Genomic DNA, 18,850 nt, shown 5'->3' with positions numbered 1-18,850 from the left:
GCCCCCCATGACAAAGCCGTTCGTCCCTGTTTCCAATCGACCGCCCCTAGGCTTCACCCTCATCGAGGTGCTGGTCGCACTGGCCATCGTCTCCGTTACGTTGATGAGCGGGCTCAAGGTCAGCGGCGCACTCACGCGCAATGCGCAGCGTCAAGCCGATGTGCTGCTGGCACAAATTTGCGCGGACAACGCCCTGAACCAGTTGCGGCTGTCGCAGCAGTTGCCCGGGGTGGGCGACTCACGCGTGCCCTGCCTGCAAGCCGAGCGCAGCTTTGAAGTGGCGCTGACCGTGCGCACCACACCCAATCCGGCGTTCAGACGCGTGGACGCGCAGGTGTTTGACGCGGCCACGCCTGTGCTCAACATCACCACCGTGCTGGGGCGTTACTGATGCACACCCCCAGCAACTTGCAGGCCGTCCAACAACGCACACCCAGGCTGCGCACCAAGCGTCAGCGCGGTTTCACACTGATCGAGCTGCTCATCGCCATCACCCTCATGGCGGTGCTGGCAGGGCTGAGCTGGCGTGGGCTAGACAGCATCATGCGCAGCCGCAACATCACCCAAGCACAGGTGGACAAAACTGCCGTGCTGCAAACCGTGTTGGCCCAATGGCAAGCCGACCTCAACGCCTTGCAACCCGTGACAAGCAACAACACCAACATGGCCGTCAATGGTGTGCAGTGGGACGGCCGCACACTGCGCCTCGTCCGCCGCGCCACCGCATGGCGCGCCGATGGCGCTGATGCAGGCCTTTGGGTGGTGGCCTGGACACTGCGCGACAAACAATGGCTGCGCTGGCAATCGGCCCCCGTGCAAACGCGCGCTGCACTGTTGCAGGCCTTGGCCAACGCCGAACGCTGGGGTCAAAACCCAAGCGCCGATGACGCAGCGCTGGAAACCCCTTTGATCCCCCTGGACGCTTGGCAGCTCAGCTACTTTCGCAGCAACGCATGGACCAACCCTCTCTCTAGCAGCGGCAGCACCGACACGGCGACTGGCAACCAAGGCGCCTTGCCCGACGCGATTCGATTACAAATCGAGTTGCCAGCCAGCACGGGCGTGCTCGGCCGCATCACCCTAGATTGGGTGCGCCCCAACTTCAGCAACACCAAGACATGAAACACGTCGCAGCCCCCCCCCAACGCGGCGCGGCGCTGCTCGCCGCCATGCTCACCGTGGCCCTGGTGGCCACGTTTGCCGCAGGCGCTTTGTGGCAGCAATGGAAATCCATCGAGACCGAGGGTGCTGAGCGCCAGCGCAGCCAAGCGCGCTGGCTGCTCACGGGGGCGCTCGATTGGGCCCGCGTCATCTTGCGTGAAGACGCGCGTGCGGGTGATGCCAACGCACCCACTGACCACTTGGCCGAGCCTTGGGCTGTGCCGCTGCAAGAGGCCCGCTTGTCGAGTTTTTTAGCCGCGTTGCCAGACGGCACAGGCAACACGGTAGACGACAACAAGCTTGCGCAACAAGTCCTCCTGTCCGGCGCCATCACCGATCTGCAAGGCCGCCTGAATGTGGCCAACCTGTTAAAAGGCGAGCAGCTCGATGCCCAAACGCTGTTGGCGTTTGAGCGGTTGTTTGATGTGGTGGGCGTACCGCCCGCGCAGCTCAGCCTACTCACCCAAGGCCTGTTGGCTGCCCAAAAACAAAACAACAACGCACCGCTGATGCCCATTTACGTTAGCCAGCTGAGCTGGCTGGGCCTGTCGCCGCAAGCGCTGCAAGCCCTGAGCCCGCACATCACTGTGCTGCCCATGCCCACGAAGGTCAACCTCAACACCGCCAACACGCAAGTGCTGTACGCGAGCGTGCCAGGCTTGAGCCTGTCGGACGCCCAGCGCTTGGTGCTGCAACGTGAGCGCCAGCACTGGGCCAGCTTGGACGCGTTTCAAAAAGCCGTGGGCCGCGACCTCAGCCTCACAAACACCCACAGCGTGAACACCAGTTTCTTTGAGGTGATGGGCCGGCTGCGGATGCCACAAACCGTGATTCAAGAGCGCTCTTTGGTTCAGCGCGAACAAAACGGACTCAAGGTGATTTGGCGTCACACGAGCTCCGTACAATGATTTTTCTATGCTGATCATTGCTCTGCCCCACTCCACCTCACAAGCCGCTGCGGGTTATGCCCATGTGCACTCGGACGGGCACAGCGTGCAGCGCAGCGCCACGGGTGCGGCGGCCACGCTTTCGGCCCATGCCGGTGAGGTGGTGGCGGTGGTGCCCCACAGCCGTTTGGCTTGGCTAAGTGTGCAACTGCCACCAGCGAGCCACGGCACCCGTTTGCAAAGCGTGTTGCAGGGCTTGCTAGAAGACCGCTTGCTAGACGACCCACAGCAGCTGCACATGGTGCTTGCACCTGACGCCGAGACAACGGCACGCTTGGGTGGCCAAACCTTGGTGGCCGTGTGCGACAAGCCGTGGCTGCGCGAAGCCCTCGCCCCGCTTCGAGCGGCGGGTCTGACGGTGCAACGCATCGTGCCAGAACTGTCCCCCTCCGACCAACCCGTGCTGCAAGTGATGGGCGAGCCCGATCAGTCTCACAGCCTGCTGTGCCACGCGAGCGGGGTCACCACGCTGCCACCCAACACGGCGCAGTGGCGTGCCTTTGCTGAGCTGAGCCAAGACGATCTAGAAATTCAAGCCGAGCCCGCCATGGTGGCCCGTGTGCAAAGCACGCTGCAACGCCAACCCATGCTGCAAAGCGCAGCGCAGCGTTGGGTCAAGTCCAGCCAATCGGCTTGGAATTTAGCGCAAGGAGAATGGGCCCAAGGCCGCGCACAACGCGCACAGCGGTTCGTGCTGGATGCTTGGCAAAGCTTGCTGCATGCGCCTGCATGCAGGCCTTTGCGCTGGGGCCTGGTGTCCTTGGTGGCCCTGCAAGTGCTGGGCCTCAACGCCATGGCTTGGCAAGAAAGCCGTGCGTTGGACGCACAACAAGCCTCGCTGCAAAACATTTTAAAAAGCACCTTTCCATCGGTCACCTTGGTCATCGACGCACCACTGCAAATGCAGCGCGAGGTAGATGCGCTGCAACAAAAATCGGGCACAGCGACTGGCACTGACCTTGAGCCTTTGCTAGGCGCCTTGGCCAGCCTGCTGCCCCCAGGAAAAACACCAGAACACATTCGCTACGCCAATCACGCCCTGCGCGTGCAAGGTGTCGCGCTTGATGACAACCCCACGGGCATGACCCGCCTCAAAGCCCTTGGCCTGAGCCTGCGCCAAGACGGCAATGACACTTGGGTGTTGCAAGCGGAGGGCACACAATGAATGCATGGACCGCCTGGCGCGCGCGTGTCAGCAGCCGCTGGCAAGCCCTCAGCCCACGCGAACAGCGCGGCCTCTCGTTGCTCGGTGTGTTGCTGGCCGTGCTGTTGTTTTGGTCGGTCGCCATCGACCCTGCCCTCAACACCTTGCGCGACAGCGACAACCGCCGCGCTCAAATTGGCCAACAACAAGCCCATATGTTGGCCCTGCAAAACCAAGCGCAAGCGCTACAAACACTGACGCCACTCTCACGTGATGAGGCGCTGCGCAGCTTGCAAAGCCTGAGTGCGGGTTCACAGATTCAACTCAATGTGCAGGGCGAGCGCGTGTCAGTGCAGCTCAAAGCCTTGCCTGCACCCATCTTGGCCAACTGGTTGACACAAGCCCGCACCCAAGCCCAAGCCCTGCCGGTGGAAGCGCAATTGACGCGCAACATCACAAGCAAGACGACGGTCTTGTGGGATGGCAGCCTTGTGTTGAGCTTGCCCAACCGTGGCGCCGCAGCGCGCTAACCCAGTCCTACCTCGCATGCAACGCCGCCGCAACTCCTCGTCAAGCGCCTCATCCAGCACCAGCACCCGCTGGGCATGGACGGGAGCGGCTGTGGGGCTGGCATTGGCCTTCATCACCCAAGCCCCCGCCCATTGGCTGACGCGCGCCATCGAGCAAGCCAGTGGCGAACGCGTGTTGTTGCCGGATGCACAAGGCACCGTGTGGAATGGCTCCGCGCAGTGGGTGCTCAACGAAGGTCCACTCAACACAGCGGCATCTGCCAACTTGGCTCGCCCCTCCAACCACACGGCGCTGCCTTCGCGCGTGACCTGGCAGCTTGGCCCGCGCCTTGACTTTGCCAACCTGCGCCTTGCACTGAGCGCCAACATCGCATCGACCTGTTGCACCACGCAGCCTGTGCGTGTGGATGTGTCGCCTTTGTGGCGGGGAGTCCATGTGCAGGTGCACAACCACACCTCGAGTTGGCCCGCCAGTTGGCTGGTAGGTTTAGGCACGCCTTGGAACACCGTACAACCCCAGGGCCAAATGCAATTGCAAACCACACAACTGCAATGGACACACCAAGCGGGCAAGGAACAACTTCAGGGTCTGGCAGAGCTCCAAATGCAACAGTTGTCCACGCGCCTGTCCACCCTGCGCCCCTTGGGTACCTATCGCGTGCGCGTGCAAGGCGGTGACACCATGGCCATCACGCTAGACACACTAGAAGGCAGCTTGCAACTCACGGGCAGCGGGCAACTCATCAATGGGCGCGTGCGCTTTAGCGGCGAGGCCTCGGCAGCGCCGGACGCCGAGGCCTCGCTCTCCAACTTACTCAACATCCTTGGCCAACGCCAAGGTGCCAAGTCGATTTTGAAAATGGGTTAACGCATATGGCTAAGCAACACACTGTCTTCCAACCCTCTGCCTTGGCACTCGCCCTGAGCTTGAGCCTGGCACCCGTCATGGTGGGCCTGTCGCTCACGCACGCTGCGCCGCCGGCCAAAAAAGCGGCCGCGGCGGAGCCCATCACACTGAACTTTGTGAATGCGGAAATCGAGTCGGTCGCCCGCACCTTGGCCACGCTGTCCAACCGCAACTTGGTGGTCGACCCGCGCGTCAAAGGCACGATCAACCTCAGCACCGAGCTGCCCGTGTCAGCCAACGAGGCGTGGAGCCAGTTCTTGGCCGCCTTGCGTCTACAAGGCTTTGCCATGGTCGAGACCCAAGGCCTCTACAAAATCGTGCCCGAAGCGGATGCCAAGCTGCAAGGCGGCAATGTGCAAGAAATTCAAACTGGTCACGCGAGCTCGGGCAGCGGCCAAATCGTCACCCACATCTTCAAGCTCAACTTTGAGCAGGCCAACAACTTGGTGCCCGTGCTGCGCCCGCTCATCAGCCCCAACAACACCATCAACGTCAACCCCGGCAACAACTCGATCGTCATCACCGACTATGCCGACAACCTGCAACGCATGGCCCGCATCATTGCCACGCTCGATGTGTCCAACGCCAGCGATGTGGAAGTGATCCAGCTCAAGCACGCCATTGCCGTCGACTTGGCACCGCTGGTGTTGCGCTTGATCGAGTCAGGCAACAACATCAACGCTGCCGCCACCGCCACACCCGGCCAAACGGGCACTGAATTCAAAACCACCCTGCTGGCCGAGCCGCGCAGCAACTCTCTCATCGTGCGTGCGGCCAACCCAGCGCGCGTGGCCTTGGTCAAGTCATTGGTGGCCAAGCTAGACCAGCCCAACGGCACCAGCGCCAGCGGCAACATCCATGTGGTGTATTTGAAAAATGCAGACGCCACCAAACTGGCCACCACCTTGCGTGCCGCGGTCAGCGGGCAAGCCTCCGCCAATGCAGGCAGCGGCACGGCCACGGGCTCTGGCATACCCCCCATCGGCAACAACCCAACTTCGCCGATGGCCTTAGGCAGCACCTTGGGGGCAACGCCCACTGCCACGGGCTCAGCCACGGGCGGCCAGATTCAAGCCGACACAGCCACCAACTCGCTCATCATCACCGCGCCCGAGCCGCAGTATCGTCAGCTTCGCGCTGTCATTGACATGCTCGACCAACGCCGAGCGCAAGTGATGGTGGAGAGTTTGATTGCTGAAGTCAACGCAGACAAGGCGCTGCAAATGGGCATTCAATGGCAAGGCGCTCTGGGCAACAACGGCGTGGCTGGCACCAACTTTGGGTCCGTAGGCAACATCGTGGGCTTGTCACAAGGCGGCACCACAGCGGCCACAGCGGGCATTGGGGGCGGTTTGAACATTGGCACCATCCGAAACGTCAATGGCACCACCATCTTAAGTACTTTGGCCAATTTCTTAGAGACGAATGGCGACGCCAACATTCTCTCAACGCCTAATTTGCTGACCCTTGACAACGAAGAAGCCAAGATCGTGGTGGGTCAAAACGTACCCTTTGTGACGGGCCAATTCACCAATGCCGCCTCTGGTGCCACCAACCCATTTCAAACGGTAGAGCGCAAAGACGTGGGCTTGACGCTCAGAGTCAAACCTCAAATCAGTGAGACTGGCACCGTCAAGATGACCGTGTTTCAAGAAGTCTCCAGCGTGGACTATTCCAGAGCCGCCAGCATCGGCCTGATCACCAACAAACGCAGCATCGAGTCCAACGTGCTGGTAGACGATGGCTCCATCATTGTGTTGGGCGGCTTGTTGTCAGATGAATTTACAGGCAACGCCAGCAAAGTTCCTGGCTTGGGCGACATCCCTGCCTTTGGCTGGTTGTTCAAAAGCGAAACCCGCACCCGTAGCAAAAAAAACCTGATGGTGTTCTTGCGCCCCGTGGTGGTCCGCGACGCCAAAGCCTCCGACACCTTGAGCACCAACCGCTATGAGCAAATGATGGGCCTGCAACGCAACTCCGTTCCCGCCTACAACCCCTTGCTCGATACAGGCCCAGCTCCCTTACTGCCGCCATTGACACCACCGAGCCAGCCGTCAGCAACGACACCCGCTGCCACCACTGTTGTCCGCTAAGTCATGCGCCGCCCACTGCCCTACGCCTTTGCCCGCACCCACCAGCTGCTGCTGGAGGACGATGAGCACACACTCACCTTGTGGCACAGCGACGCGCCTGACCTGAGTGCGTGGAGCGAGGTGACCCGTCGCCACAACGTGCAGAGCTTTGAATACACCGACAAAGTCACGCTGGCCAAACGCATCAGCGAGGCCTATGCCCAAGCCGACAGCAACGCCGCCGCGGTGGTGAGCGAAGTCGAAAGTGACGCCGACCTGACCCGCATGATGCAAGAGCTACCCGCCGTAGAAGACTTGCTAGAAGCCGCCGACGACGCCCCCATCATTCGCATGCTCAACGCGCTGCTGACGCAAGCGGCACGCGATGGCGCCAGCGACATTCACATTGAGCCCTATGAGCGCCACAGCAGCGTGCGCTTTCGGGTCGACGGCACGTTGCGCGAAGTGGTGCAACCCAACCGCGCCTTGCATGCGGCGCTGATTTCGCGCCTCAAAATCATGGCCGAGTTGGACATTGCCGAAAAGCGTTTGCCACAAGACGGCCGCATTTCGTTGCGCTTGGGTCAACGCGCCATCGACGTGCGTGTGTCCACCTTGCCTAGCGCCCACGGCGAACGCGCAGTGCTGCGTTTGCTGCACAAATCAGACACCCGCCTCACCCTGCAAGCTGTGGGCATGGAGGGCGAGACCTTGAGCCGCTTTGAAGCCTTGGTGCACCAACCCCACGGCATCATCTTGGTCACAGGCCCCACGGGCTCGGGCAAAACCACCACCCTCTACGCCGCTCTGCAAGGGCTGGACGCGACACGCAACAACATCATGACGGTGGAAGACCCGATTGAATACGAGCTGGCAGGCGTGGGCCAAACGCAGGTGAATCCCAAGATTGATTTGGACTTTGCCAAGGCGCTGCGCGCCATCCTGCGTCAAGACCCCGACATCATCATGATTGGCGAGATTCGCGATTATGAAACCGCTCAAATCGCCATTCAAGCCTCGCTCACTGGCCACTTGGTGTTGGCCACGCTGCACACCAACGATGCGGCCAGCGCCATCACCCGCTTGACCGACATGGGCGTAGAGCCTTTTTTGCTCAGCTCCTCGCTGTTGGGTGTGTTGGCCCAACGCCTGCTGCGCAAAACTTGCACGCACTGCCGCGATCACCGTGGAGAAGCCTACGGCTTGGGCTGTGTCGCATGCGGCCAAAGCGGCTACCAAGGACGCACCGGTATTTTCGAATTGCTCACCACCAACGACGACATACGTGCCCTCATCCACAACCAAGCCAGCGAAGCGCAGTTGCGCGATGCAGCGCTGCGCAACGGCATGGCACTGATGAGAGATGACGGCGAGCGTTTGGTGCGCGAGGGTGTCTCTACCCGCGAAGAGCTGATTCGCGTCACCCGCGACTGACACGCTGCAACTGAGCCTGAACCCCCATGCCCGCCTATTCGTTTGAAGCCCTAGACGCCCAAGGCCAAACGCGCAGCGGTGTGCTCGAGGCCGATACCGCTCGCACAGCGCGCAGCCAATTGCGTGCGCAAGATTTGGTGCCCCTCAAAGTTGAGCCTGTGCAGCGCACCAGCAACGGCTTGAACACTGTGATTTGGGAAAGCAAGGTGTTTGGCACCACGGCGCTGGCCGTGTGGACGCGCCAGCTCTCTGGCTTGGTGAACGCGGGCCTGCCGCTAGAACGTGCGCTAGCCGCCCTCAGCGACGAAGCCGAAACACCGCGCCAGCGCGACTTGGTGTCGGCCCTGCGCACCGAGGTGAACGCAGGCGCGCCGTTTGCCAAAGCACTCGGCCAACACCCCCGCGAATTCAGCGCCATCTTCACCGCGGTGATTGGCGCGGGCGAGCAAAGCGGCCACTTAGGCCTGGTGCTAGAGCGTTTGGCAGACGATTTGCAAGACCAACAAAACCTGCGCGCCAAGCTGTTGGCCGCAGGCCTCTACCCCGCCATTGTGTGTGCGGTGGCGCTGGCCATCGTCCTATTTTTGCTGGCCTATGTGGTGCCACAAGTGGCGCAGGTGTTTGGCAGCAACCAACAGCAATTGCCTGCGCTCACCAGTTTCATGCTGGGCTTGAGCAGCTGGGTGCAAAACTATTGGCTGTGGGGCTTGGGGCTGCTGGTCTTGCTCACTGTCGGTGGCCGTCTGGCCTTAAAGCAAGCCGACCTGCGTTTGCGTTTTGACGCCGCGTGGTTAGAGCTGCCACTGGTGGGACGCTTGGCCCGAGGCTACAACGCGGCACGCTTTGCCAGCACGCTGGCCATGCTGGCCACCGCAGGCGTGCCTATTTTGAAAGCGCTGCAAGCCGCCGCTGACACGCTGAGCAACGCCGCGCTCAAGCAAGACGCGCAAGAAGCGTTGGTATTGGTGCGTGAGGGTGCGCCGCTGGCCTCGGCACTGGCCCAGCACAAACGCTTTCCGCGCTTGCTGGTGATGTTCGCGCGCTTGGGCGAGCAAACTGGCACACTGCCCACCATGCTGCAACGCGCCGCCGCCCAGCTCAGTCAAGAAGTGCAACGTCGGGCTTTGCAACTGGCCACCATTTTGGAGCCCTTGCTCATCGTGGCGATGGGCGGGATGGTGATGCTGATTGTTTTGGCAGTCATGTTGCCCATCATTCAGCTCAACCAGTGGGTGAGGTAATTCATGGGTGTTTCTCTCGACGGCAAATTGGTGGTAGCCATCTCCTCGCGGGCGCTGTTCGACTTTGAAGAAGAAAACCAAGTCTTCGAGCAAGGCGACGACCGCGCCTACATGAACTTGCAATTGGCCCGCCTAGAGACCCCTGCCAAGCCAGGCGTGGCTTTTTCGTTGGTGCAAAAACTGTTGGCCTTCAACACCGCTGAAGCACAGCGGGTGGAGGTGGTCATCCTGTCGCGCAACGACCCCGTGAGTGGCTTGCGCGTGATGAAGTCAGCTGCCCACTACGCGCTGCCCATCATCCGTTGCACCTTCACACGCGGCGAATCGCCGTGGCGCTATTTGCGCCCACTCAACGCCAACTTGTTTTTGTCCACGCACTTGTCTGACGTGCGCTCAGCGCTTGACGCAGGCGTGCCAGCCGCTCAGGTGTACCCCCACTCGGCCCACGCCTCAGAGGCCAACCCGCACGAGGTGCGCATTGCATTTGACGGCGATGCGGTGTTGTTCAGCGACGAGGCCGAGCGGGTGTTTCAAACCCATGGCTTGGATGCGTTTCAGCAGCACGAAAAGAACCATGCAGCGCAGCCTTTGCCGGCTGGCCCGTTCAAGCCTTTGCTGCTGGCCCTGCAGGGGCTGCAGCAAGCTGGCACGCCGCACATGCGCATTCGCACCGCGCTGGTCACGGCGCGCAGTGCGCCCGCGCACGAGCGCGCCATTCGCACGCTGATGAACTGGAACATTGAGGTGGACGAAGCCATGTTTTTGGGCGGCCTAGAAAAAGGTGAGTTCTTGCGCGAGTTTGAACCCGACTTTTTCTTTGACGACCAAACAGGCCACATTGAATCAGCCGCCCGCCACGTGCCCGCCGGCCATGTGGCCAGCGGCGTGCGCAACACATCACTATAAAACCGCATGAACGCATTCAACAGCGTGGCCCACAACGTGACAACAAATTGGCAAAAAAGCCGCTTGCAACTCAGCCGCGTCTGGGCTTTGTCGCTGCCCTATTTCCAGTCCGAAGAAAAATGGCGCGCGCGCATGCTGCTGGCTGCGTGCGTGGGCTTGAACCTCGGCATGGTCTACCTGATGGTGTTGTTCAACGACTGGAATCGCGTGTTTTACGACGCGCTGCAAGACCGCAATGCCGAGGTGTTTTGGCATCAACTTGGCGTCTTTGCCACACTGGCCACCTGCTTCATCATCGTGGCGGTGTACCGCTTCTACCTCACGCAGTTGCTGCAAGTGCGCTGGCGCGCATGGATGACGCGCGACTACTTGCAACGCTGGCTCAAAGGCCATGTGTTCTACCAGCTCGAACTGCAAAGCCAAAACGGCACCGACAACCCTGACCAACGGATTCAGGAAGATGTGCAGCAGTTCACGGCTGACACGGTGAGCTTGTCACTTGGTTTGCTGGACGCTAGCGTCACGCTGCTGAGCTTTGTGGGCATCTTGTGGGGGCTGTCGGGTGGCTTTAGCTTTGAGGTGTCGGGCGAGACCTACAACCTCCCCGGCTTCATGGTGTGGATGGCCTTGGCCTACGCGCTGGCGGGTAGCTTGATTGGCCACTTCATTGGTCGCTCGATGGCGTCTCTTAATTTTGCACAGCAGCGCCTAGAGGCCGACTTTCGCCACCACCTCATGCGCGTGCGTGAGTACAGCGAGGCCATTGCGCTAGACGGTGGTGGCCGGGTGGAACGCTTGTCGCTACAAGAGCGCTTTGCCCAAGTGCTGGACAACTTCATGCGCTTGCTGCGTGTGCAAAAGCGCTACACCTGGTTTAGCTCGGGCTACGGCCAAGCGGCGGTGGTGTTTCCCATGGTGGTGGCGGCTCCTCGCTACTTCAGTGGTGCGATTCAGCTGGGCGAGCTGATGCAAATCTCATCGGCTTTTGGTCAGGTGCAAGAGTCGCTCAGTTGGTTCATCAGCAACTACAGCCGCTTGGCCTCGTGGCAAGCCACCACCTTGCGCTTGACGAGTTTTCAAGACCAGATGCTGGCGATCCAAGTGAATGAGGTGGCGAGGTCTGAAGCAATCACGCACACCAGCATCCACGCTTTGCACACCACGCCGCTCACCATCTCACTGCCCAATGGCGATGTGCTGCTGGCCGACACCACGCTCAATGCCGCCGCGGGCGACACGGTGCTAATTCGCGGCCCATCAGGCTGCGGCAAGTCCACCTTGCTGCGCGTGTTGGCGGGCATTTGGCCGCACGTCAGCTCGCCTACACATGACCCCCGTGGTGAGCCCATCACTTATGGCCCCGTGGTGTTGCCTGAGCGCAGCGTGTTCATGCCGCAGCGCCCTTACTTCCCCGAGGGCACCTTGCGCCAAGCGCTGGCCTACCCCGACAGCGCCCAGAACTACACCGACGAAGCGCTCAAGAATGCGTTACACGACGCGCTGCTGCCCCACTTGGTGAACGACCTTGATGTGGCAGGCCACTGGACGCAGCAGCTTTCAGGGGGCGAGCAACAACGCTTGGCTTTGGCCCGTGTGCTGCTGAAGCGCCCACGCTGGGTGTTTGCCGACGAAGCCACCAGCGCACTCGACGAAGCGGCTGAAAAAGCGCTGTACGAAAAGCTGCTGACCATGGTGCGCGAAGAAGGCGGCGGTTTGGTGTCCATCGCGCATCGCCCCAGCGTGGCCAGCCATCACCACACCGTGTGGCAGTTTGTGCCTGCGCCCGACGGCAGCACGGCCAAGTTTGTGCTGGTCACCTCATCACAGGTTTAAGCCTGCCAGCGCTCCCACCCTTGCGCGCGTAATTCACATGCAGGACAGGTGCCGCAGCCGTAGCCCCAATCGTGGCGGTGCGTGCGGTCACCCATGTAGCAGGTGTGGGTGTGCTCGACGATGAGGCTGACCAACTGGTCGCCGCCACCCGAGTGCGCTTTTTGGCCCAGGTCATGGGCCAGCTGCCAAGTTTGGGCTTTGTCGATCCACATCAGCGGTGTCTCGATCAACAGACGGCGGTCCATGCCGAGCGATAGCGCAATTTGCATGGCCTTCATGGTGTCGTCACGGCAATCGGGGTAGCCCGAAAAATCGGTTTCACACACACCCGTGACGATGACATCCAAACCACGGCGATAGGCCAAAGCCGCAGCCAAGGTGAGGAACAACAAGTTGCGACCCGGCACAAAGGTGTTGGGCAAGCCCGAGGACTCCATCTTGAATGCCATGTCGCGCGTGAGGGAGGTTTCGCTGACTTGCCCCAACACGCCAAGGTCGAGCAAATGGTCTTCGCCCAGTTTGGGACCCCACTGTACAAACTGCCTGCGCAGGTGGGCCAACACTTGCACACGCGCTTCTAGCTCCACCACATGGCGCTGACGGTAGTCAAACGCCAAGGTCTCCACGCGCTCGTATTGCGTCAGCGCGTGGGCCAAACAGGTGGTGGAGTCTTGCCCACCTGAGAACAAAACCAATGCATGGCGATGAATGGGGTGGCGAGCTTGCATGGCGCTTGTCAGTGGGACGACGCGGGGGGCTGCGTGGCGCTGGGCGCGTGCGACAGTTTGTCCGTCAGCGCAATCGCCAAGGCGCTGAGCAAGAACGTGATGTGGATGATGGTTTGCCACATCAGCACTTTCTCGTCGTAGTTGGCTGCGTTGATGAAGGTTTTGAGCAAGTGGATGGACGAAATGCCAATGATGGCCATGCCCAGCTTGACCTTCAAAATAGAGGCGTTCACATGGCTCAACCATTCCGGCTGGTCGGGATGGTTTTCCAGATACATGCGCGAGACAAAGGTTTCGTAGCCGCCCACGATGACCATGATGAGCAAGTTAGAGATCATCACCACGTCGATCAAACCCAACACCACCAACATGGTGATGGACTCGCTCAGCTGTGTTACGGACACCCCATTTTTGTAGCCAATGCTGGCCACCAAGGCATCCAGCGCAGCTTGGCTGCCAAAGGCGGCCTCAATTAGGTGCACCAACTCCACCCAAAAGTGATACACATACACGCCTTGCGCCGCAATGAGGCCCACATACAGGGGCAGTTGCAACCAGCGGCTGGCAAAAATGAATCGCGGCAAGGCAGGAATTTGCTTCATAAAGAACAATCTGGAGTGAATGCGCAAATTTTGCCTCAGCCCGCCTAAACTCCAGCCATGTTGTTACAAATTTTCTCCTTGATCTTGCACTTCGCCGTGGGCTTGGTGGCAGGCACCTGTTTGCTGCGCATGTACATGCATTTGCAACGCATCAACATGTCAGCCAATGGCGGCAACCCGATTGCGCCGTTTGTGTTCACCCTCACCAACTGGATCGTGTTGCCTGCCCGTCGCTTTGTGCCCGCCATGGGTCGCTTGGACACCGCCAGCTTGGTGGCCGCTTATGCGGTGCTGCTGGCCAAGCATTCGTTGTTGTGGATCTTGGCAGGCGCGACCGCGCATTGGCTCAGCTTGATGACCAACGCGGGCTTTGAGCTGCTGAGCGTGATTTTGTCCAGCATGATGTGGCTCACCATTGCTTATGCCCTGATGTCGTGGTTCAGCGCTGCGTCTGATGTGCGCTATTTTTTGGCGCAGTTGGTGGACCCGCTGCTGCGCCCGATTCGCCGCGTGCTGCCGCTCATGGGCGGTGTGGATTTGTCGCCGATTGCGCTGTTGTTGTTGATTCAAATTGTTGAAATCGTGCTGCACAACGTGCAGATGCAAGTGGCTTTTTGAGCCAAACCCACTTGGAGCGGAAATGGCACTCAAACACCTTGGGATCGTGGCATGGCTGGCTTTGTCGGCTTTGCTTTCGCAGCATGCCAGCGCGCAAACCACGCCAGCATCCTTGCCCGCGGTCACCACCATCGGCTCACTGGATGTGGCACGCTACATGGGCACTTGGTATGAGATTGCCAAGTTCCCCAACCGCTTCCAGGCCAAATGCGCCGCCAATACGCGTGCTCAGTATCTGGCGCAAACCGATGGTTCAGTGCAAGTGCTCAACAGTTGCACCACCGCCGAGGGCAGCAGCACCACGGCCTTGGGTCGTGCCCAGCAAATTGGCGGCACCCACTCCCCCAAACTGCAAGTGCGCTTTGCGCCCGAGTGGCTCAGTTGGCTGCCCTTGGTGTGGGGCGACTACTGGGTGATTGACCTCGATGCCAACTACCAGCTGGCCGCCGTGAGTGATGCCAAGCGCGAGTACCTGTGGGTGTTGTCGCGCACACCGCAGCTCAACTCCCAAGCGTATGAGGCTTTGCTGGAGCGCCTCAAAGCGCAGCACTTTGATGTGCAAAAGCTAGACCGCACGCCCCAAGCCAGTGTGCAGCGCTAAACCGTCAAAGGCCCTGGCCTAGCTTTTCGCTTTGGCATGGCGCAAATGGTTGCAGCGGTCGTGGCTGATGGCCAGGTTGTCCTGGTGGCTGTTGCCGCCTTGGCTGAGAGGCTGAATGTGCTCTAGCGTGGCCTCAGCATGCGCCACAGGCTCGCCACACACCCAACACGGCACCACACCATGCAATTGGCGCGAGACCGTTTTGTAGATTTTGTCGCGCGTGAGCTTGAGGCGGCTCAAGGTGTTACTTCACCCAAGCAGCCAAGGTTTTGGCGTAAGCGTCAAAGTCTTGAATGGGGCGCTTGGCCACACCCGACGCATGGGCCGCACGCGCTACCGCAGGTGCAATGCGTTGGATGAGGCGCTTGTCAAAGGGCTTGGGAATGATGTTGTTCTCACCAAAGGTCAAATCTAAGCCAGGGTAGGCGGCTTGCACCTCAGCCGTCACTTCGAGCTTGGCGAGGTCAGCGATTTCGCGCACACAGGCAATCTTCATTTCTTCGGTGATTTTGGTCGCCCCGCAATCTAGGGCACCACGGAAGATGTAGGGGAAGCACAACACGTTGTTGACTTGGTTGGGGTAGTCCGAGCGGCCTGTGGCAATGATGCAATCGGGGCGCACGGCTTTGGCTAACTCAGGGCGAATTTCTGGCTCGGGGTTGGCCAAAGCCAAGATGAGCGGCTTGTGGGCCATGCTCATGACCATGTCTTGTGTCAACACGCCAGGGGCTGAGCAGCCCAAAAACACATCGGCATCCTTGACCGCATCTGCCAGTGTGCGTGCGTCGGTGTTTTGTGCAAAGCGGGCTTTGGACTCGTCGTAGCCACCAGGACGACCTATGTGAATCACGCCTTTGGAATCACACACAAAGATGTGCTCAGCCTTCACGCCCAAGCCAATGAACACATCCAAACACGCCAATGCCGCTGCACCAGCGCCAGACACCGCCACTTTGATGTTTGCAATGTCTTTACCAGCCAGCTCCAAGCCGTTCAACATGGCAGCAGCCGAGATGATGGCCGTGCCGTGTTGGTCATCATGGAAGACGGGAATGCTCATGCGCTCACGGAGTTTTTTCTCGATGTAGAAGCACTCTGGCGCTTTGATGTCCTCCAGGTTGATGCCCCCAAAGGTGGGCTCCATGGCAGCGATGATGTCCACCAATTTGTCTGCGTCGCGTTCGTCAAGTTCGATGTCAAACACGTCAATGCCAGAAAACTTTTTAAACAAACAGCCCTTGCCTTCCATCACAGGCTTGCCCGCCAAGGCACCGATGTCACCCAAACCCAACACGGCTGTGCCGTTGGTGATGACGCCAACCAAGTTGCCGCGGCTGGTGTATTCGTAGGAGAGGAGCGGGTCTTTTTCGATTTCCAAACAAGGGTAGGCGACGCCAGGTGAGTAAGCCAAGCTCAAGTCATATTGGTTGTCCAGCGGATGTGTGGGCTCCACGCGAATCTTTCCTTTGGTGGGTGATCGGTGGTAGTCGAGTGCGGCTGTGCGTAAGGCTTGTTCTGCTGGCGTCATGTCTTGTATCCGTTGTTGTTATTCAAAGGGCACACATCCTACCGCGCGCACCTTTCCCCTCGGGCGGCACGGGCAAGTGCCTACACTTACGCACTCTTTCTCTGAATCAAGACACACCCCCGATGCAAGCTTTGCTCAACGCCATCGCCACCATGACCATGCCCACCGACGCACAACGTTTGTTCCACGGGCGGGGTGGCTTGTTTGTGGGCTGCGAGCAGTGGACGCTCGATGCATTTGCGCCTGTGCTGGTGTTGACCAGTTTTCAAGCGACCTCCCCAGAAGAACTCACCACGATCGGCGACGCCTTGTCCACACGCTGGGCACAGATAGCGCCTGAGCAGACGTTGAACTGGGTGTTTCAATGCCGCGCGCAAGGCCAGCTTGAAACCCGCTTGATGAGCGGCACTGTGCCCGACCCACATGTGGTGAGCGAAGATGGCGCGCGATTTCATGTGCATGTGCTCAAAGGGCAAAACCACGGGCTGTTTCTCGACATGGCCCAAGGCCGAGAATGGGTGCGACGCATGGTGACCCACTATGCGCCTGACCAGCCACGCCTCAAAGTGCTCAACCTCTTTGCCTACACCTGTGCCTTCTCGGTGGTGGCGCTGCAAGCGGGCGCCAAACAAGTGGTGAACGTAGACATGAGCCACGGTGCAATGGCGATTGGCCAAAAAAACCATGCGCTCAACGGCATTCAAAACGGGGCGACTTTTTTGATGCACGACGTTTTTAAAACCTGGGGCAAGATCACGCGCAGCGGGCCGTATGGCTTGGTCATCATTGATCCGCCTAGTTATCAAAAGGGCAGCTTCATCGCCACCCAAGACTACGCCAAACTCATGCGCCGTTTGCCCGAACTGCTCGCCCCCGAGGGTTATGCGCTGTTGTGCCTGAACGCACCCGAGTTGGGCTTGGCCTTTTTGCAAGACCTCATGCAGACGCTGGTGCCTGAGCTGAATTTTGTAGAACGTGTGGCCAATCCTGCGGTGTTTGCCGACGTGTCACCCGAGCGCTCGCTCAAGGTGCTGGTGTATCAAATGCCCGCTTTGCCAGTGCGCACGACTGATTCATGCAGGAGCGCCGCATGAGGTCGCACATCGCCATCGTCAATGTGGACAACTGCGACACCTGGAGCCGCTACCGCAACGGCTTATGTCACAGCTGCGCAGCCAACTGCTGCACCATGCCCGTGGAAGTCAAGCTGCCCGACTTGGTACGCCTAGAACTGGTGGACCCGTTTGAAGCCGAACATGAGGCGCCCAAGCAGATTGCCAAACGGCTTCAAAAAATGGGGCTCATTGCGCACTTCAACTTTAAAAACAGCATCTTCACCCTGCCGCGCCGCGCCAATGGCGATTGCTGCAACTTGGATGCGATCACACGACGCTGCACGGTGTATGAAAAACGGCCCAACACATGCAGACTGCATCCACAAGTGGGGCCAAGACCAGGTTATTGCCCCTATGGGGCGCGGCGCTGAAAACTCAGTTCAAGGCATCCAACAAGGCTTGGGTGTCTTGGATGATGGGCTGCGCCAACTGCAACAACAAATGACCATCCACCGCCTGCTGCGCCCAACGGTTGGATGCTTGCAGCACGGGGTGCGCGTGCAAATAGTCAGGCACTTCGAAGTCAGGCGACTGCTGCTTGAAAGCCACCAACATGCTCAGGTAGCCCGAGAAATACAAGCTGAACATCAGCGCATTGGCAGCCTCTTGGGTAATTTCGCGCCGCCCCACCCGTTGTAAAAACAAAGCCTTGGCGGTTTCAATCGTGGGCAGTTCATGGGCGCTGAGCTGGAATTCTTCATCCAAAGTTTTGCAAGCTTGATCCCATTGCGCTTGCGCGTCTGTCATTTGGTTCCTCTGGTGTGTTGTTAACCTAGGCCAACATTGTGCCTTTGCAATTCCTCGAACCACAACGGCACGCGTATTTGGCTTTGAGCGCGTCCGTCAAGGGCTCGTCACTGACCAAGCCGTAGTGAAAGGTCAGCTCTTCCCCGCGCCAGACCTGTCGTCGGGTTTTGATGAAGATGCGCCCTTTGATCTCAACTGGCTCGCAATTGGGGCGGCACGAGTGGTTGATCCAGCGCGAGGCATTGCCGCCATACAAACCATCAATCACCCGTGTGTCGTCGATGTGAAAGTAAAACGTGTGCTCGGGGTTGCTGGGGTCGTGCGGATGGCGGCGCAGCGCCTCGGCCATGGAAATGATTTCGCCCACATATTCAATGACCGTTTCACCCGCCGCCATGGGGCACCGAGCGAACACGCCTTGGCCATGCAACGCGGACGGATAAACCTCCAGCCGTTGCGACAGCGTCAATGGCGGTGAGCGGAGCGCCTTACTCAACGGTGGCGGACTGATTTTGTTTTGACCTTCCCTGAAAGCCATATCCGCTAAGGTTTTTTTTTGCTGTGGGACTTTTGTCCAAGTTCCACCATGTGGGTCTGTTGTCCGTTTTTGATTGCATAACCAAGTTTTTTGTTAGTTGGGTCAACATAGACCAATTCGTCACCCACCAGCGGCACATGGAACTCAATTTCAAGCCAGTGGGTTTGGCTATCAATCATAAAGACATCGATGGAGGTA

21 protein-coding genes and 1 pseudogene are annotated in these 18,850 nt (G+C 59.6%); 15 read left to right on the top strand and 7 right to left on the bottom strand.

The genetic code is table 11. The features are described 5' to 3' along the window. Positions 1 to 7: 7 nt before the first annotated feature. Genes gspI through V7Q41_RS08400 form a run of 11 tightly spaced genes read left to right on the top strand, consistent with a single transcriptional unit; the run spans position 8 to position 12,175 of the window. Positions 8 to 391 carry a type II secretion system minor pseudopilin GspI gene (gene gspI / locus V7Q41_RS08450; RefSeq protein WP_333845373.1) on the top strand — a complete coding sequence of 128 codons (384 nt, stop codon included), beginning with the start codon at positions 8 to 10 and terminating at the stop codon, positions 389 to 391. Beyond that, complete coding sequence (locus tag V7Q41_RS08445; RefSeq protein WP_333845372.1) at positions 391 to 1,122, top strand: PulJ/GspJ family protein; 732 nt, start codon at positions 391 to 393, stop codon at positions 1,120 to 1,122. The genes gspI and V7Q41_RS08445 overlap by 1 nt, the downstream gene beginning before the upstream one ends. Then, positions 1,119 to 2,069, top strand: coding sequence for a type II secretion system minor pseudopilin GspK (gene gspK, locus V7Q41_RS08440; RefSeq protein WP_333845371.1), 951 nt, complete (start codon positions 1,119 to 1,121; stop codon positions 2,067 to 2,069). The genes V7Q41_RS08445 and gspK overlap by 4 nt, the downstream gene beginning before the upstream one ends. A 7-nt stretch (positions 2,070 to 2,076) precedes the next feature. Then, complete coding sequence (gspL, locus tag V7Q41_RS08435) at positions 2,077 to 3,273, top strand: type II secretion system protein GspL (RefSeq protein WP_333845370.1); 1,197 nt, start codon at positions 2,077 to 2,079, stop codon at positions 3,271 to 3,273. Then, complete coding sequence (gene gspM, locus V7Q41_RS08430; protein WP_333845369.1) at positions 3,270 to 3,782, top strand: type II secretion system protein GspM; 513 nt, start codon at positions 3,270 to 3,272, stop codon at positions 3,780 to 3,782. Before gspL ends, gspM begins: the two co-directional genes overlap by 4 nt. 16 nt (positions 3,783 to 3,798) lie before the next feature. Beyond that, entirely contained in the window at positions 3,799 to 4,650 is an 852-nt protein-coding gene (gene gspN, locus V7Q41_RS08425; protein ID WP_333845368.1) for a type II secretion system protein N, read from the top strand. Positions 4,651 to 4,655: 5 nt separating this feature from the next. Further along, positions 4,656 to 6,782, top strand: a complete 2,127-nt coding sequence (gene gspD, locus V7Q41_RS08420) for a type II secretion system secretin GspD (protein ID WP_442918828.1) — start codon at positions 4,656 to 4,658, stop codon at positions 6,780 to 6,782. A gap of 3 nt (positions 6,783 to 6,785) precedes the next feature. Next, positions 6,786 to 8,195, top strand: a complete 1,410-nt coding sequence (gspE, locus tag V7Q41_RS08415) for a type II secretion system ATPase GspE (protein WP_333845367.1) — start codon at positions 6,786 to 6,788, stop codon at positions 8,193 to 8,195. Positions 8,196 to 8,221: 26 nt separating this feature from the next. Next, complete coding sequence (gene gspF, locus V7Q41_RS08410; protein ID WP_333845366.1) at positions 8,222 to 9,436, top strand: type II secretion system inner membrane protein GspF; 1,215 nt, start codon at positions 8,222 to 8,224, stop codon at positions 9,434 to 9,436. Between the two features lie 3 nt (positions 9,437 to 9,439). Beyond that, positions 9,440 to 10,342 (top strand): 5'-nucleotidase, encoded by a 903-nt coding sequence (locus V7Q41_RS08405; RefSeq protein ID WP_333845365.1) that lies wholly within the window; start codon positions 9,440 to 9,442, stop codon positions 10,340 to 10,342. Between the two features lie 6 nt (positions 10,343 to 10,348). Then, on the top strand, positions 10,349 to 12,175 hold the full coding sequence (locus V7Q41_RS08400) for an ABC transporter ATP-binding protein/permease (RefSeq protein WP_333845364.1): 1,827 nt from the start codon (positions 10,349 to 10,351) through the stop codon (positions 12,173 to 12,175). Here V7Q41_RS08400 and queC read toward each other — a convergent pair. Both queC and V7Q41_RS08390 read right to left on the bottom strand, forming a co-directional pair. Beyond that, positions 12,172 to 12,885, bottom strand: a complete 714-nt coding sequence (gene queC, locus V7Q41_RS08395) for a 7-cyano-7-deazaguanine synthase QueC (protein ID WP_333845446.1) — start codon at positions 12,883 to 12,885, stop codon at positions 12,172 to 12,174. The genes V7Q41_RS08400 and queC overlap by 4 nt on opposite strands. A gap of 26 nt (positions 12,886 to 12,911) precedes the next feature. Beyond that, positions 12,912 to 13,505 carry a TIGR00645 family protein gene (locus tag V7Q41_RS08390; protein WP_333845363.1) on the bottom strand — a complete coding sequence of 198 codons (594 nt, stop codon included), beginning with the start codon at positions 13,503 to 13,505 and terminating at the stop codon, positions 12,912 to 12,914. A gap of 57 nt (positions 13,506 to 13,562) precedes the next feature. Here V7Q41_RS08390 and V7Q41_RS08385 point away from each other — a divergent pair, with 57 nt between their 5' ends. Both V7Q41_RS08385 and V7Q41_RS08380 read left to right on the top strand, forming a co-directional pair. After that, complete coding sequence (locus V7Q41_RS08385) at positions 13,563 to 14,123, top strand: YggT family protein (protein ID WP_333845362.1); 561 nt, start codon at positions 13,563 to 13,565, stop codon at positions 14,121 to 14,123. A gap of 22 nt (positions 14,124 to 14,145) precedes the next feature. Continuing rightward, positions 14,146 to 14,724 (top strand): lipocalin family protein, encoded by a 579-nt coding sequence (locus V7Q41_RS08380; protein WP_333845361.1) that lies wholly within the window; start codon positions 14,146 to 14,148, stop codon positions 14,722 to 14,724. 18 nt (positions 14,725 to 14,742) lie between these two features. Here the strand turns inward: V7Q41_RS08380 and V7Q41_RS08375 are convergent, their stop codons facing one another. Beyond that, entirely contained in the window at positions 14,743 to 14,964 is a 222-nt protein-coding gene (locus V7Q41_RS08375) for an HNH endonuclease (RefSeq protein ID WP_333845360.1), read from the bottom strand. A gap of 10 nt (positions 14,965 to 14,974) precedes the next feature. Further along, positions 14,975 to 16,252: pseudogene (locus V7Q41_RS08370) on the bottom strand (malic enzyme-like NAD(P)-binding protein); the annotation flags it as partial. A gap of 122 nt (positions 16,253 to 16,374) precedes the next feature. Here V7Q41_RS08370 and V7Q41_RS08365 point away from each other — a divergent pair. Both V7Q41_RS08365 and V7Q41_RS08360 read left to right on the top strand, forming a co-directional pair. Next, entirely contained in the window at positions 16,375 to 17,346 is a 972-nt protein-coding gene (locus V7Q41_RS08365; protein WP_333845359.1) for a class I SAM-dependent methyltransferase, read from the top strand. Then, positions 17,343 to 17,738: a YkgJ family cysteine cluster protein gene (locus V7Q41_RS08360; RefSeq protein WP_333845358.1), complete on the top strand. Its 396-nt coding sequence runs from the start codon at positions 17,343 to 17,345 to the stop codon at positions 17,736 to 17,738. The genes V7Q41_RS08365 and V7Q41_RS08360 overlap by 4 nt, the downstream gene beginning before the upstream one ends. A 4-nt stretch (positions 17,739 to 17,742) precedes the next feature. Here V7Q41_RS08360 and V7Q41_RS08355 read toward each other — a convergent pair whose 3' ends face one another. The 3 genes from V7Q41_RS08355 to V7Q41_RS08345 all read right to left on the bottom strand — a co-directional run. Beyond that, positions 17,743 to 18,114 (bottom strand): hypothetical protein, encoded by a 372-nt coding sequence (locus V7Q41_RS08355; RefSeq protein ID WP_333845357.1) that lies wholly within the window; start codon positions 18,112 to 18,114, stop codon positions 17,743 to 17,745. 25 nt (positions 18,115 to 18,139) lie between these two features. Then, positions 18,140 to 18,610: an SET domain-containing protein gene (locus tag V7Q41_RS08350; protein WP_333845356.1), complete on the bottom strand. Its 471-nt coding sequence runs from the start codon at positions 18,608 to 18,610 to the stop codon at positions 18,140 to 18,142. 47 nt (positions 18,611 to 18,657) lie between these two features. Then, positions 18,658 to 18,850 (bottom strand): hypothetical protein (locus tag V7Q41_RS08345; protein ID WP_333845355.1); only part of this gene is annotated, 193 nt, incomplete at its 5' end.

Origin of the sequence: Limnohabitans sp. (assembly GCF_036804465.1) — a bacterium.
Lineage (GTDB): Bacteria > Pseudomonadota > Gammaproteobacteria > Burkholderiales > Burkholderiaceae_C > Limnohabitans.
This window is presented reverse-complemented; position numbering and strand designations above follow the sequence as displayed.